The sequence below is a fragment of the Bradyrhizobium cosmicum genome (assembly GCF_032290525.1).
In the GTDB taxonomy this organism is placed as follows: Bacteria; Pseudomonadota; Alphaproteobacteria; order Rhizobiales; family Xanthobacteraceae; genus Bradyrhizobium; species Bradyrhizobium cosmicum_A.
Map to the genome: position 1 here is coordinate 248,707 of NZ_JASXTA010000007.1, position 15,444 is coordinate 264,150.

The window sequence follows — 15,444 nt, forward strand, 5'->3', positions numbered from 1 at the left end:
TGCATTGCGAAATGCGTGTCATGAGCTAAACGCGAGAAAGGGAAGTTCGTACAGAGCCCTTGTATTTGAATGGTGATGTCATGTAACATCAGTACATGTAACAGATGTTATTTTGTAAATTGTGTAACGGATAGGTCAGCGAGGCTGCCCTTGATGCCTTTCGCGAGACCCTCGGAGACCTGACAAATGCCCGCCGTATCCGGGAAGAAACTGTTCGTCGGCCCGCGCTTCCGGAGGATCCGGCAGCAATTGGGGCTGTCACAGACCCAGATCGCCGAGGGGCTCGGGATCTCGCCGAGCTACGTCAACCTGATCGAGCGCAACCAGCGGCCGGTGACGGCGCAGATCCTGCTGCGGCTGGCGGAGACCTACGACCTCGACCTCCGCGACCTCGCCACCGCCGACGAGGACCGCTTCTTCGCCGAGCTGAACGAGATCTTCTCCGATCCGCTGTTCCGCCAGATCGACGTTCCCAAGCAGGAGCTGCGTGACCTCGCCGAGCTCTGCCCCGGCGTCACCCATGCCCTCCAGCGGCTCTACGCGGCCTATGCCGAGGCCCGCCAGGGCGAGACGCTGGCGGCGGCGCAGATGGCCGACCGCGACGTCGGCACGCGCTATGAGGCCAATCCGGTCGAGCGCGTGCGCGAGCTGATCGAGGCCAATCGCAACTATTTTCCGGAGCTCGAGCAGGCCGCGGAAAATCTTCGCGACGAGCTGAACGTGCCGGCCGAGGGACTCTGCGCGGCGCTCGCGGCGCGCCTTCGCGAAAAACATTCGATCCAGACCCGCATCATGCCGGTCGACGTCATGCGCGAGACGCTGAGGCGGTTCGACCGCCACCGCCGCCAGCTCCTGATCTCCGAGCTGGTTGATCCGCCCGGCCGTGCGTTCCAGCTCGCCTTCCAGCTTGGCCTCGGCGAATGCGCGCAGCAGCTGGAGACCATCATCGGCCGCGCCGGCCCGCTCGACGACACGCCGCGGCGCCTGTTTCGGATCACGCTCGCCAACTATTTCGCGGCCGCCGTGATGATGCCCTATCCGGCCTTCCTGGCGGCCGCCGAAGCGCTCAATTACGACATCCATTTGCTGGCGCAGCGCTTCAATTCCGGCTTCGAGCAGGTCTGCCATCGCCTCACCACGCTGCAGCGGCCGAACGCGCGCGGCATTCCGTTCTTCCTGCTGCGGGTGGACAATGCCGGCAACGTCTCGAAGCGGTTCTCGTCCGGCACGTTTCCATTCTCGAAATTCGGCGGCACCTGCCCGTTGTGGAACGTGCACTCGACCTTCGACACGCCGGACCGCCTGCTCAAGCAGGTGATCGAGCTGCCGGACGGCACGCGCTATTTCTCGATCGCGCAGATGGTGCGCCGCCCCGTCGCGCCGCATCCGCTGCCGCAGCCGCGCTTCGCCATCGGCCTCGGCTGCGAGATCCGTCACGCCGCGCGCCTGACTTACGCCGCCGGCATCGACCTCGAGAAGACAGAGGGTACGCCGATCGGCGTCAACTGCCGCCTCTGCGAGCGCGAAAATTGCGCTCAGCGCGCCGAGCCGCCGATCACGCGCACGCTGATCCTGGACGAGACGACGCGGCGGGTAAGCTCGTTCGCGTTCTCGAATGCGCGGGAGTTGTGAGGGGGAGTGCGGGTTTGGCGGAAAGCGCACGCACATCCACCGCTGTCATGCTCCGCGAAAGCGGGGCATCCAGTACGCCGCGGCCCGCCGGCTCCATCACAGCCGCCTCGGCGTACTGGATCGCCCGGTCAAGCCGGGCGATGACAGCGGATGATACGGCCCGACTGCTCCACCTAACGCCTCACGCCAGCGTATGCACGATCACCGGCCCCGCCGCGGCGCTCGCATGTCCCGCCAGCAGCGGTTCGAGCTCCTTCTCGATCCAGGCGATCGCGCGCCGGTTCGCCTCCTCGGCCTGCTCGAACTTGTCGAAGATCGAGATCGCGGTGACCGTGTCGTCGCCGGCATAGACGACGTAATAGGCGCGGAAACCGTCGACGTCGCTGATGATCGGAACGGCGCCGTCCTTGATGCGGCGCGCCAGCTCTTCCGCGCTCCCGCTTTTGGCTTTGGCCTGACGGATGGCGGCATACATGGCTTCCTCCTGGCTGCGTGTGGGCCTGGTGCCCAAATGCGATCCTACGCCGAAGCACCGGATCGATCCACGCTCCCGTGCGCAATTGTCGACGCGCGCTGCTGGCAGGCCTCGATAACGACCCCAGGAACTTCCGCTTTTTCCCGATGTTGTCCGACGAGGTGCGCGGTGATGTACCGCCGGTCGGGCGATGAAGAACTTTTCAAATGCGGAATTCTCCCCCGAGGTCATCGAGATCATGACCGCTGCATTGAGGGCTGCGGTCGCAACACTGCCTGAGCCGGTGCATGCCGGGCATGTCGACGCACTTGCCCAATCCATTCTCCGCACAGCCAATGCCGGCGAGCGCGATGTCGCGGTGCTCGAGCGGATTGCGCTGATGGAGCTCCAGCTCGCGCCGCGGACATGACGAGGTCAATGATGACAATTAAGAGGAGCCTGGCTGCAATCGCTGTGGTGCTTTGCAGCTCTGCGGCTGCGCATGGGGAGAGCTGGACCAGCTATCGCATTCCGGAAACCGGCACTGCAGTGGATATTCCGGCCTCCATTTTCACCGAAGAAGCCGGCAAACCGGATGGCTATGGGCAGCGGTTTCGCTCCGCCGATGGTCGCGCGGATCTCACGGTGCAGGCGGTGCCCAGGACCGGCGAATCGCCAGCAGCCTTCCTCGCCCGCAAAAACCCGCCATCCGGCATCATTTACAAACGCGTCACGCCTCGCTTCTTCGTGGTCTCCAGCGTCAAACGCGACACGATCTGGTACGATCGCTGCAATTTTTCCGGCCGCTACGTGCATTGCGTGCTGATCAACTATCCGGCGGCCGAGAAACGGCGGTGGGACAGCGTCGTCACGAGGATCAGCAACACGCTGCGAGGCGGTTGATACCGAGGCAGGCACAAAAAAGCTGCCCGACGTATCGGGCAGCAGTGTCGTGAGGACTAGCGAGCTGTCGTCGAGGTGGTCGACATGGTGGGCTTGGAGCCTGGCACGTGCGACATGGTCTTGGTCGTCGAACCGACCTCCTCGCCCGCTTTCACCTTGGTCCGCGTGTGCGAGCGGCTGAACGTGCCGCCCTCATGCGCCTGCGCGCGGGCGTTGGCGTTGAGGTTGGGACCGTTGCCCTTGTTCATGCTCGTGCCGGTCTGCGCCCTGCCATTCGCCGCTGCCGCGCTGCCGCCGGCCGCGATCGACGAGCCGGTCTGACCGGATGCCGAGGTCGAGGTGCCGCCGGTGCCGAGCGTGCTGGCCGAGGTGCCGCCAGCAGCCGCCGAGCCGCCGGTGCCACCCGTTATGCTGGTTTGCGCAAAGAGCGGCGCGGTGGCGGCGAGCAGAAGCGCGACCGTCGAGGTCGTGAGAAACGTCTTCATGAATCAATCCTTCTGTTTAAGGCGACGATGTCGAAATCGTGCAGCCGTTGACGGTGATTGTGCTGGCGCTGGTCGAACCGGGGCCGCCTGATGTCGACGACGAGCTCGACACGTGGCCGCCGCCGGCCTGGACATTCACGGACGATCCTCCGGCTGAACTCGAGCTCGACAGCGAGCCCGCCGACGCGGTCGAGCCGGTCGTGCCCGAGCCAGACGAACCGATTGCGGTGATGCTGCCGTCGGCATGCTTCTCCACCTTCACCTTGCAGGTGTCACCCGATGCCGTCTTGCCGGTTTTTTCGATGGTCTCCGCAAAAGCAGTGCCGCCCATTAGGGCGATCACCGCGATCGCAATGCTCGACTTGTTCATTGCGTTCTCCTCCGACAGAGATGAAGGGAGCGGCGTTGCCGCCGCTCCCGGGACCGGACTAATTCTTGTCCTTCTTCCACTCGTCCTTGTGGTGGCCTTTGCCCTTTTCCATGCCCATGTCGCTGGCATGGCCAGCCGACGAGCCGGCTGCGCCAACGGTCGAGCCGCTCTTGCCGCCGCCCGCGGATGATCCGCCGGTGCCAACGGTCGAAGCCGAGTTCGATCCCGAGCCCGCTGCGGAGCCGCCGGCGCCGACACTTGACGAACTCTTGCCGCCACCGGCCGATGAGCCGCCCGTGCCGAGCGTCGAGGCCGAACCGGACCCGGTGCCGCTGCCGGCCGCGGAGCCGCCCGTGCCAACTGTGGAGCTGCTGGTGCCGCCGCCCGCGGACGAGCCGCCGGTGCCCAGCGTCGACGCCGAGCCGGAGCCGCTACCAGAGCCGGCTGACGAACCGCCAGTGCCAACCGTCGAGTTGCTGGTGCCGCCGCCGACCGAACTGCCGCCAGTTCCCACCGTCGAACTCGATTGCGCAACCGCGAGTGCAGTACCGGCCAGCAGCGCCGCTGCGGCCGCAGACAATTTCAGGAACCTCATGTCCTGTCTCCTCCAATTTTCAAAATTGCCAAAAGAGGCACGGGATAAAGTGGTAAGCGCGCAAAACGTTCCGACGGCGGTTGCATCGGCCGCAACAAGAACGCGTTGCGTTGCATCAGCAGTTGCTGTTGCGACGATGCGTGCAGTCGATCTCGTGACGCCCGCGAGCCGAGGCCGATACCCTGCCCTGCTTGGTTAACCCGGTACTAATCCAGTTCCGCGATCGGCAACCAACGATTAAGCACGCCTCAACATCGGCGCCTTAGTCTTGCCCCACTCACGTTTCGCAAACAACGGTGGCCTATTCTGCCGGGCGAAGTGACATCAGGGGGTTCATCATGCGCATTGCGTTGCTGCTAGCCGCAACCATCGTCGGCGCGCTCTTCACCAGTCCATCCAACGCCGGATCGCTCGATGCCGACGCCCCGCGGCCGCTGCCGCCGGGCTTCCAGAGCTACCGCGGCTACATGTTCGACCTGTCGGAGAATTCCGACCGCAAGGACGTCGACAAGCTCACCGGAAATCTGAAGAGTCAGATCGACGTGGTCGAGACGTCCGGCCTGTCGCCGCGCGTGCTGCGCTTCTTCCGCACCGTCCCGATCATCGCCAGCGAGCTGGCCTGCCTCGACGAAGGCGCCGCGACCGCCTGCTACGGCCGCGTCACCCCGAACGTCGAGCGCCGCGTGCCGCGGACGCTGACGGTGTGGGACCATGCCAGCCAGCGCTGGACCAATCCGAACGCGGTCGACCTCGCGGTCGATTCGGGACTCGGCGTGATCATGCTGCGGCCGGACATGATGCGTTACGAGAAGGAGGCCGTGCTGCTGCATGAGCTGCTGCATGCCTACCACGCCCGGCTGTTGCCCGACGGCTACGCCAACAAGGGCGTGATCGGCTATTTCGCTCTCGCCAAGTCCAAGGACCTCTTGCCCAAGGACTCCTATGCGATGAAGAATCCCATGGAATTCTTTGCCGTGACCTCCAGCATCTTTCTGGCCGGGAAGAGCGAATTCCACGATCCGAAGACGCGCGAGGTGCTCAAGGAGAAGATGCCGGACTATTACAAATATCTGGTCGGCGTGTTCGGCTTCGACCCGGAGCCGGCAGCATCAAACGGCCCGGTGGCCTCGCTGAAGTGAGGCAGACACAGAGCGCCTGCTCCAAACACACCAAGGGCCGCGTCGATAACGCGGCTCTTTCTTTTTCAACCCGGGACTTGGCGATCGCAGCGTCGGCAAACCTTGCTCAGGCCGCGTGACGGACAGCACAGTCGTTCGATGAAGTATCAGGCATCGTCAGGTCATGGGGGCTGCATCGGGCAGCCTCAAGTGGAAAGATGCCAATCATGACAAAGCTCACCTTCTCCGCCATCGCCGCCCTCGTCGCCGTCACGACGCTCGTCGGCTCCGCCCAGATCTCCCCCGCTGCTGCCGGTAGCCTGGACTGGCTCGGCAACGACAATTACGTGCGCTGCCTGAAATATGTCAGCGCGCTCGCCCATGGCGATGCCGCTGCCTATGACCGCGGCCGCAGGACCTGCAATCGGCAATACTACCCCGGCCGTCCCGGCTACGATTACTGAACGCCTGCGATGCACTGACAAAGAGCCGCGCGGCCAGCGTGGCTTTTTTGTTTGCAAGCCGGAAGCTGCGGATGATTCACAGCCGGGAATTGCCAAGGCGGGGCCCGATCTGCATAGTCCCGCCCGCATCGATACCGTTTACGAAGAGGATTGAAGAACATGGCGGACGCCGACCTGGATGTCGTGATCCGGCAACTGGCCAGACAGCTGCATGCGGGCCTGATGACCCGCGCCAAGGAGCGGCGGGATCGCTTCAATGGCCTTGCGGCCAAGGCCAAGGGCAAGGAGACCGGCGACCGCTTCAAGATGATGGCCAAGGCCACCATGGAGCAGGCTAGCACCGCCGCCAAGCGCCTCCAGATGTCCGCCGACAACGTCGCCGACAGCTACGCCCGCGCCATGCGCCTGGCTGCCAGCACGCCGATTCCGGTGAAGGCGGAGAAGGCGGAGAAGAAGCCGGTAAAGGCCGCGAAGGCGAAGAAGAAAACCAAGAAAGCGAAGTAGGCGCGGCTCGCGCGCTTCACCTCGCCCCGCTTGCGGGGAGAGGTCGGATTGCATCGCAGATGCAATCCAGGTGAGCCTCCGCAGCTCCAACTGTTTCCGTCTTCGCGGATAGAGCCCCTCACCCGAACGCTCTCCCCCGTAAGAACGGGGAGAGGGAGAGAGACTCCTCTCACCTTCGCGGCGCGGCGACCCGGGTCGGCTCGGCACTCGTGAGCTCGGCGAGCCTGGCACGCGCCGCATCGCGGGTGCGGGCGTCCTTGCCGACCGGCAATGCCAGCGCGGCTTCGAAATCGGCGCGGGCATCGTCGGCCTGGCCGCGGGCGAGGAACGCGAGGCCGCGATCGAGCCGGGCCTGCGCATGCGAGGGATCGAGGCGGACGGCGGTGTTGTAGCTCAGGATGGCGCGATCGAGATCGCCGGAGGCGGCGAGCGCCAGACCGCGCTGATGATAGGGCACGGCGTGCCTGGGATCATGCGCGATCGCCTCGTCATAGTCCTCGATCGCGAGCGCGAGGTCGCCGTTCTGCAGGCGCGCCAGTGCGCGGTCACGATAGAGCGAGGCGCGGTTGGGATTGAGATGGATGGCTTCGTCGAAATCGGCGATCGCACGCCTGAAGTCGCCACGACGCAGCGCGATCCGCCCGCGCCCCTCATAGGCAAAGGCAATCAGTGATCCGCGCAGCGGCGAGAAGCCGATCACGGCCGAGCAGATGTCGGGCTCGTCCTCGTCCCCGCAATTGACGACCGTGTGCGTGGACAAGCCAACGAGCACGCCCAGAATGATCAGCAATGGTACCGCAGCTTTGGTCATCTTCGACGGCGGCAGGCAGAAGGCCGGCCACGCATCCCCTTTCGAAGGAACAGTCACGCTGCGGTGTTAGCACCGGCCGGCATCATCCTGTGTGCGCCAGGTCACAAAGAGGGGGCAATTTCCGGCAGGTTTCGCATCAGCCCCAAGGACCACGCGCAGGGCCGCGTGCGGGCCCGCGCGAGGATGACCGGCCCCACGGCCCCTGCGGCGGGTAGTTCTCGTTGGCACCGACCGACGGCGCGGCCCGCGCGCCGAGCTCGGCCGCGAGCTGCTGGAGCGCGGCGATGCGGTTCTGGGTCGAGGGATGGGTGGTGAAGAGATTGTCCATGCCGTGGCCCGACAGCGGATTGATGATGAACATGTGCGCGGTCGCGGGATTCCGCTCTGCCTCGAAATTCGGGACCTGATGCGCGGCGCCCTCGATCTTGACCAGCGCGGACGCCAGCCACATCGGCTGACCGACGATGCGCCCGCCGAGATCGTCGGCGGCATATTCGCGGGTGCGGCTGATCGCCATCTGCACCAGCATGGCACCGAGCGGCGCCAGGATCATCATCAGGATCGAGCCGACGATGCCGGGACCGTTGTTGTCGCGATTGCCGCCGAAGAACATGCCGAACTGCGCCAGCATGGAGATCGCGCCCGCGAGGGTCGCCGTAATAGTCATCAGCAGCGTATCGTGATTCTTGATATGCGCGAGCTCGTGCGCGATGACGCCGGCAAGCTCCTCGCGGCTGAGCTGGTGCATCAACCCGGTGGTGACGGCGACCGCGGCATTCTCGGGATTGCGCCCGGTCGCGAAGGCGTTCGGCTGCGCCTCGTCCATCACGAACACGCGCGGCATCGGCAGGCCCGCGCGTCCCGCGAGCTCGGCCACGAGCCCAACCAGCTCCGGCGCGCCGCTACGGTCGACCTCGTGGGCACCGTACATCGAGAGCACCGCGCGATCGGAGTTCCAGTAGGTGAAGAGATTGGTCGCGGCGGCAATGACGAGCGCTATCATGGCGCCGGAGGCGCCGCCGATCAGATAGCCCACGCCCATGAACAGGGCGGTAAGGCCTGCGAGCAGCATTGCGGTACGAAGATAGTTCATGGCCGTCTCCCGGCCGGCCCGGACAAGCCGTTGGCCGGCGCCCTCGAAGTATGGACGCTACCCTGCGCCGCAAGGTTGCCGAGGTGCGTCGCCGGGCCGCAGACCGCAAACGCGCGACCAGCCTTGCGGCGTCGCTAAACCTTGACCGAAATTTGCGCAAAAACACGCGCAGAAGTTTATCGGCCTGGAAACTGCAACTCTGGCTTAATCCGCGGTGACCGGCACGCCGCGCGGTCCTTGCGCATTGACCGGTTCCGTTGGCTTCCCGTCGGCAAGGTGACCGTCATGATGGATCGCTCCAGCGCCGCTTCCGTCGACCCAAAATCGGCTCCCTCCCCTCACGACACAAGGAGTGATGCCAAGGGATTGCAGGAGGCGCTGCAAGAACAGCTGTTCGCCATTGACGAGCCCAGCCACGCGCCCGATGCACCGACTTCGCCGGAATCAGGGCACCGCTGGCCGCGTCTGCGGCGCGGCGCCAAGATCGCCATCGGGCTTGCCATCGTCGCCGTGTTTGGCTGGTTGCCGCTGCGCGCGATCTGGGAGTATTCGAGCGTCGAGGCCGTGTTGAATTCCCGCCTCGTCACCCTGCGCACGCCGATCGGCGGCCGTGTGGCAGCCGCCCAGCGCGTCACCGATCAGGCCAAACTTGACGCCGGAACCGTGCTCCTGCGCGTCGTGAACTCGCGCAGCGATCGCACCCGGCTCGACGATCTGCGGCGGCAGAAATCACGCCTGGAGAACGAGCGGCCGAGCCTCGCCACCAAGCTTGCAGCGGCCCAGGCCTCGCAAAAGGACCTGGCGCGGCAGGCCACGCAATTTCGCGAGGGACGCGTGCTTCAGCTCGAGGCCCGCATCGCCGAGATCCAGACCTCGATCGAGGCGGCGGCAGCGCGGCGGGAAGAAGCCAGCGCCGCCGTCGAGCGCGCATCCTCGCTCGCGAAGTCCGGCAATATCTCGACGGTCGAGCTGGCGCGGCTGACGCGCGAGCTTTCCGTGTCACAGCAAACCGAGCTCGGCGCGCGCAAGCGGCTGGATGCAGCCAAGGTCGAGCTCACTGCGGCACGGAACGGCTCGTTCCTCGGCGACAGCTACAATGACCGGCCAAGCTCGGTGCAGCGCGAGGAGGAGATGCGCCAGCGCGTCGGCGATCTTGAGGCTGATCTCGGGCGCACCGACACCGAGATCGCCTGGCTCGCCAACGAGATCATCATCGAGGAGGTCCGCGTCGCCGATCTGTCCGAAGCCAACATCACGACGCCCGTAGCGGGCCGTGTCTGGGAGATGATGACCTCGCCGGGCGAGGACGTGCAGGCCGGCCAGCCCCTGCTCAAGGTGCTCGATTGCAGCGGCGCCGTCATCACGGCCAACGTCACCGAGAACGTCTACAACCGCTTGCAGCTCGGTGACCAGGCCACGTTCGAGCCGAATGACGGCGGCGCGCCGATCTCCGGCACCGTGGTCAATCTGACCGGCGCCGCCGGCGCGCCTGCCAATCTCGCCATCAATCCGGATGCGCTCAGCAAGGAGCCCTATCGCGTGACCGTGGCGCCTCGCGATGCCGCTGCCAACGCCTGCGCCGTGGGGCGCACCGGCCGCGTTGTGTTTGCCCGGCAGGAGACCGCGCCGTGATGATGGCGTTGTCGCCAGGCCTGATTACGCTCGGCGCCTTCATGGCTGTCGTCCCGCTACTCAGGCGCGACAGCACGATGGCGCGCTCGTTCCTGGCCGTTGTCTCGCTGGTTTTCCTGCTCCGCTATCTCTATTGGCGTGTCACGGCGACGCTCCCGCCACCGCACCTGACGGCGGACGCCGTGATCGGTTATCCCTTCATGCTGCTGGAGGCCGCCTCGCTCGTCGCGGTCGCATTGTCCCTGCTGTTTCTGAGCCGGACCACGGACCGCACCAGTGCGGCCAGGATCGACGGCCGTGCCATCGATCCGCACGCGCCGCTGATCGACGTCTTCATCTGCACTTACAACGAGGAACGATCGATCCTCGAGCGCACGATCATCGGCGCGACCGGTATGGAGTACGGCAATTATCGCGTCTGGGTGCTCGACGACGGCCGACGCTCCTGGCTGCGGCGGCTCACAGGCGAACTCGGCTGCCATTATCTCACGCGGCCGAACAACCATCACGCCAAGGCCGGCAACATCAATCATGCGCTCAAGCACGTCAGCGCCCTGCCGGAGCGGCCAGATTTCGTGGCCATTCTCGACGCGGACTTCGTGCCGCGGCCCGACTTCCTCGCGCGCACCATCTCTCTTATGGACGATGCTTCGGTCGGTGTGGTGCAGACGCCGCAACACTTCATCAATCCAGATCCGATCCAGACCAACCTGGCTGCGACTGACGTTTGGCCCGACGAGCAACGCTTCTTCTTCGACATCCTGCTGCCGGCAAAAGACGCCTGGGGCGTCGCCTTCTGCTGCGGCACATCATCCCTCATCCGTTATAGCGGGCTGATGCAAATCGGAGGCTTTCCGACCGATTCCGTCACGGAAGACTATCTCGTCACCCTTCGCCTGAAGGAGTACGGACTCAGCACGATCTATCTCAACGAGCGATTGACGATCGGGCTGGCGCCCGAGGGGCTGAAGGAATACATCACCCAGCGCGCCCGCTGGTGTCTCGGCCTGATGCAAATCGTGCGCGGCCGCAGCGGACCTCTCTCGCAGGACTCAAAGCTGTCCTTTATCGACCGGCTCTCGCTGGTCGATGCATTCATGAGCTGGTCGGCGGTCTACACGTCGAAGGTCGCCGGACTCATGGTGCCCTGGCTATTCCTACTGTTCGGCATCAAGGCGGTGCAGGCGGATCTCACTGAGCTATTGCGCTTCTTCCTGCCGTTCTACGTCTGGCACGGGCTCAGCATGGCCTGGCTATCACGCGGCCGTTCGCTCGCCATGATGTCGGACGTCTCGCAACTCATCGCCGCGCCCGCGGTGCTCAAGGCGGTGGCCGCTGGCCTGTTGAAGCCGAAGGGACGCAAATTCAAGGTCACGGCGAAGGGCGGCGACCGCGACAGGAGATTTGTCGAATGGCCGCTGCTGCGGATTTATGGCTGCGCCCTCGTCATCACGCTGGCGGCCATTGCCTATGCCTTCATCCTGCGCCTGCGCGGCGAGAACATCGCCTATGGCGGACTGGCCCTGGCTTGGAGCCTCTACAACGCGCTCATCCTCACCGTGGTCTGCTTCGTCTGCATCGAGCAGCCGCGCAAGCGCAAAGCCGAGCGTTTTCATCGCAATGAGCCGGTGCTGCTGCGTCAGGACGGCAAGTCGTATCTCGCACGGCTCGCCGACATCTCCATTACCGGCGCGCGGCTGATCGATCCCGATCCGCCGCTCCCCGGCAGCACGATCGAATGCCGGATCTACGGCCGCTCGATCGCGGCCATCGTGGTGCGACGAACCACGGACGGATTCGCGGTGCGGTTCGAGGAAAGCATGAATACGCGCGTGCATGCGATCCGGGCATTCTATGCCGGCGAATATGTCCGCGCCTATCGCGGCGTCAAGGCGCTCCCGGTCGGGAAAGCACTGCTGCTGCGGCTGTTCGGCTAGGCCGCGCGACATCCGCTCGCTCGCATTCGGCATGGCTGCTGTGGCATGGCATGGCATGGAAAGGATGGCCTGAGGCCGTCACTTCACCTAGACTTCGAGGCGAATCTACGCGCTCCCTCCCCCGCCGGAACCCTTATGGTCCAGACCCGATTTCTGATCGCGTCCGTCGCGCTCCTCGCATGCTCCGCCACTTCCTCCGCCCAGTTCGCACCGCCGCCCGCAAGGCCTGCCGCACCCAAGGCCACCACCCCTTCTCCGCGCGCAGCATCGTGCCACAACGGCGCGAGCTTCGATCGCTTCCTCGCCGACGTGAAGCAGCAGGCGGTCACCGCCGGCGTATCGCAGCGGACGATCGCGGAGGCCTCGCCCTACCTCGTCTACGACCAGGGCATCGTCAACCGCGACCGTGGCCAGCGCGTGTTCGGCCAGCTCTTCACCGAGTTCGCCGGACGCATGGCCGCGCCCTATCGCATGCAGAACGGCCAGCAGCACATCAAGACCCACGCGGCCGCGTTCGCACGGGCCGAAAAGGAGTACGGCGTGCCGCCGGCGGTGATCGCCGCGTTCTGGGGGCTGGAGAGCGACTTCGGCGTCAACATGGGCAATCTGCCGACGCTGAAATCGCTGGTGTCGCTGGCCTATGACTGCCGGCGCTCCGAGATGTTCGTGAACGAGACCATCGCCGCGCTGAAGATCATCGATCGCGGCGATCTGCATCCGGACGAGATGGTCGGCTCCTGGGCCGGCGAGCTCGGACAGACGCAGTTCCTGCCCGTGCACTACGTCAACTACGCCGTCGACTATGATGGCGACGGGCGACGCGATCTCTTGCGCAGCGAGGACGACGTGATCGGCTCGACCGCGAACTACATCGCCAACGGCTTGAAATGGCGGCGCGGCGAGCCGTGGCTGGAAGAGATCAAGGTGCCGCAAAACCTGCCGTGGGATCAGACCGACCTCACGGTGCAGCAGCCGCGCTCGAAATGGGCGCAGTTAGGGGTCACCTATCCCGATGGCCGGCCGCTGCAGAATGACAACCTCTCAGCGTCCGTGCTGCTGCCGATGGGGCGCTTCGGTCCGGCCTTCATGGCGTACCCGAATTTCGCCGCTTACACCGAGTGGAACAACTCGCTGATCTATTCCACCACCGCGGGCTATCTCGCCACCCGCATCGCGGGCGCGCCGCCAATGCGCAAGCCGACGCAGCCGGTCGCGCAACTGCCGTTCAACGAGCTCAAGCAATTGCAGCAGCTTCTGGTCCAGGCCGGCTTCAATGTCGGCAAGGTCGATGGCGTGCTGGGCCAGCAAAGCCGCGCCGCCGTCAAGGCGATGCAGATCAAGTTCGGCCTGCCGGCGGATTCCTGGCCGACCACGGAGCTTTTGGCCCGAATGCGCGGGGGTACGGCGCAGGCGCAGCCGGCGGCAACGATCCGGTAGAATTTTCGCACTGCACAGGCCACTCTTGCGATTGTATTTTTCCATGACGCTCCCATGTGAGTGGCTCAGGTTTTCTCCTGAGATTTCCCCCTCATTGAAGCGAGCATCACATGTCCTTCCACGACGCCGTCGTCCCCGCCTATCTGCAGATGCTGAACAGCCTGATCGGCCTGCTCACCAAAGCCGAGGCGCATTGCGCGGCCAAGAAGATCGATCCGGGCGTGCTGCTCGGCTCACGCCTCTTTCCGGACATGCTGCCACTGTCGAAGCAGATCCAGCTGGTCAGCGATTTCGCCGCCAAGGGCTGCGCGCGCCTGACCCATAGCGAGGTGCCCTCCACGCCCGACACCGAAACCAGCTTCGCGGAGTTGAAGCAGCGGCTGGCCAGGACCATCGACTATGTGAAGTCGTTCAAGCCGGAGCAGTTCGAGGGTGCCGAGGCCAAGGACGTCAGCTTCCCCGGCGGCCCTGACAAGACCATCACGATGAAAGGTCAGCAATTCCTCAGCGCATTCTCGCTGCCGAACTTCTATTTCCACGCCGCGACGGCCCACGGCATCTTGCGTCACAACGGGGTCGAGATCGGCAAGCGCGATTTCATGGGCCTGAACTGAGCTCGCGGGCCGCGGCGACGAAAAACCACTGCCATCGCCGAAATTGCACATGAATTATGCTACGCGGTCCCGGCCGCGTAGCCCGCCTGCACTTTCCGTATGGCTCCTCCCTTGCGCTGATTGCCGCGATGCACAAGTGTTTCGGACCTCTCACCGCCTGGAAGCACCCCCATGAGCCGTCCGACCAAACTGTTTGAGACCTACAAGCTCGGCCCGATCACGCTGGCCAACCGTTTCGTGATGGCGCCCCTGACGCGCAACCGCGCCGTCCCCGGCACGTTCGTACCCGGCGCGCTCGCCGCCGACTACTACGCCCAGCGCGCCTCCGCAGGCCTCCTGATCACCGAAGCGAGCCAGGTCTCACAGCAGGGCCAAGGCTATCAGGACACGCCCGGCATCTACAGCAAGGACCAGGTGGCGGGCTGGCGCAAGGTCACCGACAAGGTCCATGAGCGGGGCGGCAAGATCTTCATCCAGCTCTGGCACGTCGGCCGCATCTCGCATGTCGATCTCCAGGCGGGCGGCGCAGCCCCGGTGGCACCGAGCGCGATCCCCGCCAAGGGCAAGACTTTCGTGAACGGCGGCTTCGCCGACGTCTCAGAGCCGCGCGCACTCGAGCTTTCCGAAATTCCAGGCATCATCGACGACTTCAGGCGCGCCACGAGGAATGCGCTGGAGGCCGGATTCGACGGCGTCGAGATCCACGGCGCCAACGGCTATCTGCTGGAGCAATTTGCAAAGGACGGCACCAACAAGCGCACCGATGCCTATGGCGGCTCGATCGAGAACCGCGCACGGCTGATGCTGGAGGTCTCCAAGGCCGTCGTGGCCCAAGCCGGCGCCGACCGTGCCGGCATCCGCATCTCGCCGGTGACGCCGGCCAATGACATCTCGGATTCGAACCCGCAAGCTTTGTACGACCACATCGTCGACGGCCTCAGCGCGCTGAAGCTCGCCTACCTCCATGTCGTCGAAGGCGCCACGGGCGGCCCGCGCGACGTCGCCCCGTTCGACTATGCGGGCCTGCGCAAGCGCTTTTCGGGCGCCTATGTCGCCAACAACGGCTACGACTTCGAACTCGCGAGCAAGGTGCTGGATGCGAACGCAGCCGATCTCATCGCCTTCGGCAAGCCGTTCATCTCCAACCCCGACCTGGTCGAGCGGCTGAAGCAGGGCGCGGCACTGAACGACTGGGACAAGACCACCTTCTACGGCGGCGGCGCCAACGGATACACGGACTACCCGGCGCTGGCGGCGACGGAGGCGGCGGAGTAGCTTCCTCTCCACACATGACGCCGTCATGCCCCGCGAAAGCGGGGCATCCAGTACGCCGCGCCTTCTCGATTCAATCACGACCGCCTCTGGAATACTGGATCGTCCGCCTTCGCGGACGAT

The 15,444-nt window shown here is 65.0% G+C and carries 17 protein-coding genes; 11 read left to right on the plus strand and 6 right to left on the minus strand.

Going from position 1 to position 15,444, the window contains the following annotated elements; translation table 11 throughout:
- The first annotated feature begins 186 nt into the window (after positions 1-186).
- Positions 187-1,632: a short-chain fatty acyl-CoA regulator family protein gene (locus tag QSV46_RS15670; protein WP_314952692.1), complete on the plus strand. Its 1,446-nt coding sequence runs from the start codon at positions 187-189 to the stop codon at positions 1,630-1,632.
- A 181-nt stretch (positions 1,633-1,813) separates the two neighbouring features.
- Here QSV46_RS15670 and QSV46_RS15675 read toward each other — a convergent pair whose 3' ends face one another.
- A complete protein-coding gene (locus tag QSV46_RS15675; protein ID WP_314952694.1) occupies positions 1,814-2,107 on the minus strand; it encodes an antibiotic biosynthesis monooxygenase in 294 nt (97 codons plus the stop codon).
- Between the two features lie 190 nt (positions 2,108-2,297).
- On the opposite strand from QSV46_RS15675, the gene QSV46_RS15680 reads away from it, so the two are divergent.
- Positions 2,298-2,516, plus strand: coding sequence for a hypothetical protein (locus QSV46_RS15680; protein ID WP_314952696.1), 219 nt, complete (start codon positions 2,298-2,300; stop codon positions 2,514-2,516).
- Positions 2,517-2,524: 8 nt separating this feature from the next.
- On the plus strand, positions 2,525-2,989 hold the full coding sequence (locus tag QSV46_RS15685) for a hypothetical protein (protein WP_314952697.1): 465 nt from the start codon (positions 2,525-2,527) through the stop codon (positions 2,987-2,989).
- Between the two features lie 56 nt (positions 2,990-3,045).
- Here QSV46_RS15685 and QSV46_RS15690 read toward each other — a convergent pair whose 3' ends face one another.
- From QSV46_RS15690 to QSV46_RS15700, 3 genes are read right to left on the minus strand one after another with little or no spacing between them, the layout of a single operon-like run.
- On the minus strand, positions 3,046-3,474 hold the full coding sequence (locus QSV46_RS15690) for a hypothetical protein (RefSeq protein WP_314952699.1): 429 nt from the start codon (positions 3,472-3,474) through the stop codon (positions 3,046-3,048).
- A 16-nt stretch (positions 3,475-3,490) separates the two neighbouring features.
- Positions 3,491-3,844: a hypothetical protein gene (locus tag QSV46_RS15695; protein ID WP_314952701.1), complete on the minus strand. Its 354-nt coding sequence runs from the start codon at positions 3,842-3,844 to the stop codon at positions 3,491-3,493.
- A gap of 58 nt (positions 3,845-3,902) precedes the next feature.
- A complete protein-coding gene (locus tag QSV46_RS15700; RefSeq protein WP_314952703.1) occupies positions 3,903-4,439 on the minus strand; it encodes a hypothetical protein in 537 nt (178 codons plus the stop codon).
- 338 nt (positions 4,440-4,777) lie between these two features.
- Between QSV46_RS15700 and QSV46_RS15705 the strand changes: the two genes are divergently transcribed.
- The 3 genes from QSV46_RS15705 to QSV46_RS15715 all read left to right on the plus strand — a co-directional run bounded on the left by QSV46_RS15705 (position 4,778) and on the right by QSV46_RS15715 (position 6,525).
- On the plus strand, positions 4,778-5,578 hold the full coding sequence (locus tag QSV46_RS15705) for a hypothetical protein (RefSeq protein ID WP_314952705.1): 801 nt from the start codon (positions 4,778-4,780) through the stop codon (positions 5,576-5,578).
- A 206-nt stretch (positions 5,579-5,784) separates the two neighbouring features.
- Positions 5,785-6,021, plus strand: coding sequence for a hypothetical protein (locus tag QSV46_RS15710; RefSeq protein ID WP_314952706.1), 237 nt, complete (start codon positions 5,785-5,787; stop codon positions 6,019-6,021).
- 159 nt (positions 6,022-6,180) lie between these two features.
- Positions 6,181-6,525, plus strand: a complete 345-nt coding sequence (locus QSV46_RS15715; protein WP_314952708.1) for a hypothetical protein — start codon at positions 6,181-6,183, stop codon at positions 6,523-6,525.
- Between the two features lie 169 nt (positions 6,526-6,694).
- On the opposite strand, the gene QSV46_RS15720 is transcribed toward QSV46_RS15715, so the two are convergent.
- Together QSV46_RS15720 and htpX are read right to left on the minus strand one after the other, a co-directional pair.
- A complete protein-coding gene (locus QSV46_RS15720) occupies positions 6,695-7,336 on the minus strand; it encodes a tetratricopeptide repeat protein (RefSeq protein WP_314952710.1) in 642 nt (213 codons plus the stop codon).
- 136 nt (positions 7,337-7,472) lie between these two features.
- On the minus strand, positions 7,473-8,429 hold the full coding sequence (gene htpX / locus QSV46_RS15725; protein ID WP_314952712.1) for a zinc metalloprotease HtpX: 957 nt from the start codon (positions 8,427-8,429) through the stop codon (positions 7,473-7,475).
- Positions 8,430-8,714: 285 nt separating this feature from the next.
- Between htpX and QSV46_RS15730 the strand changes: the two genes are divergently transcribed.
- From QSV46_RS15730 to QSV46_RS15750, 5 genes are all read left to right on the plus strand, one after another.
- Positions 8,715-10,061, plus strand: coding sequence for an HlyD family secretion protein (locus QSV46_RS15730; protein ID WP_314952714.1), 1,347 nt, complete (start codon positions 8,715-8,717; stop codon positions 10,059-10,061).
- Positions 10,061-11,998: a glycosyltransferase gene (locus QSV46_RS15735; RefSeq protein ID WP_314952850.1), complete on the plus strand. Its 1,938-nt coding sequence runs from the start codon at positions 10,061-10,063 to the stop codon at positions 11,996-11,998. Before QSV46_RS15730 ends, QSV46_RS15735 begins: the two co-directional genes overlap by 1 nt.
- 135 nt (positions 11,999-12,133) lie before the next feature.
- The gene (locus tag QSV46_RS15740; protein WP_314952716.1) at positions 12,134-13,435 is read left to right on the plus strand and encodes a lytic murein transglycosylase; all 1,302 of its coding nucleotides are present in this window, start codon (positions 12,134-12,136) and stop codon (positions 13,433-13,435) included.
- Between the two features lie 110 nt (positions 13,436-13,545).
- Positions 13,546-14,049 carry a DUF1993 domain-containing protein gene (locus tag QSV46_RS15745; RefSeq protein ID WP_314952719.1) on the plus strand — a complete coding sequence of 168 codons (504 nt, stop codon included), beginning with the start codon at positions 13,546-13,548 and terminating at the stop codon, positions 14,047-14,049.
- Positions 14,050-14,220: 171 nt separating this feature from the next.
- Positions 14,221-15,324 (plus strand): alkene reductase, encoded by a 1,104-nt coding sequence (locus tag QSV46_RS15750; protein WP_314952721.1) that lies wholly within the window; start codon positions 14,221-14,223, stop codon positions 15,322-15,324.
- The last annotated feature ends 120 nt before the right edge of the window (positions 15,325-15,444 follow it).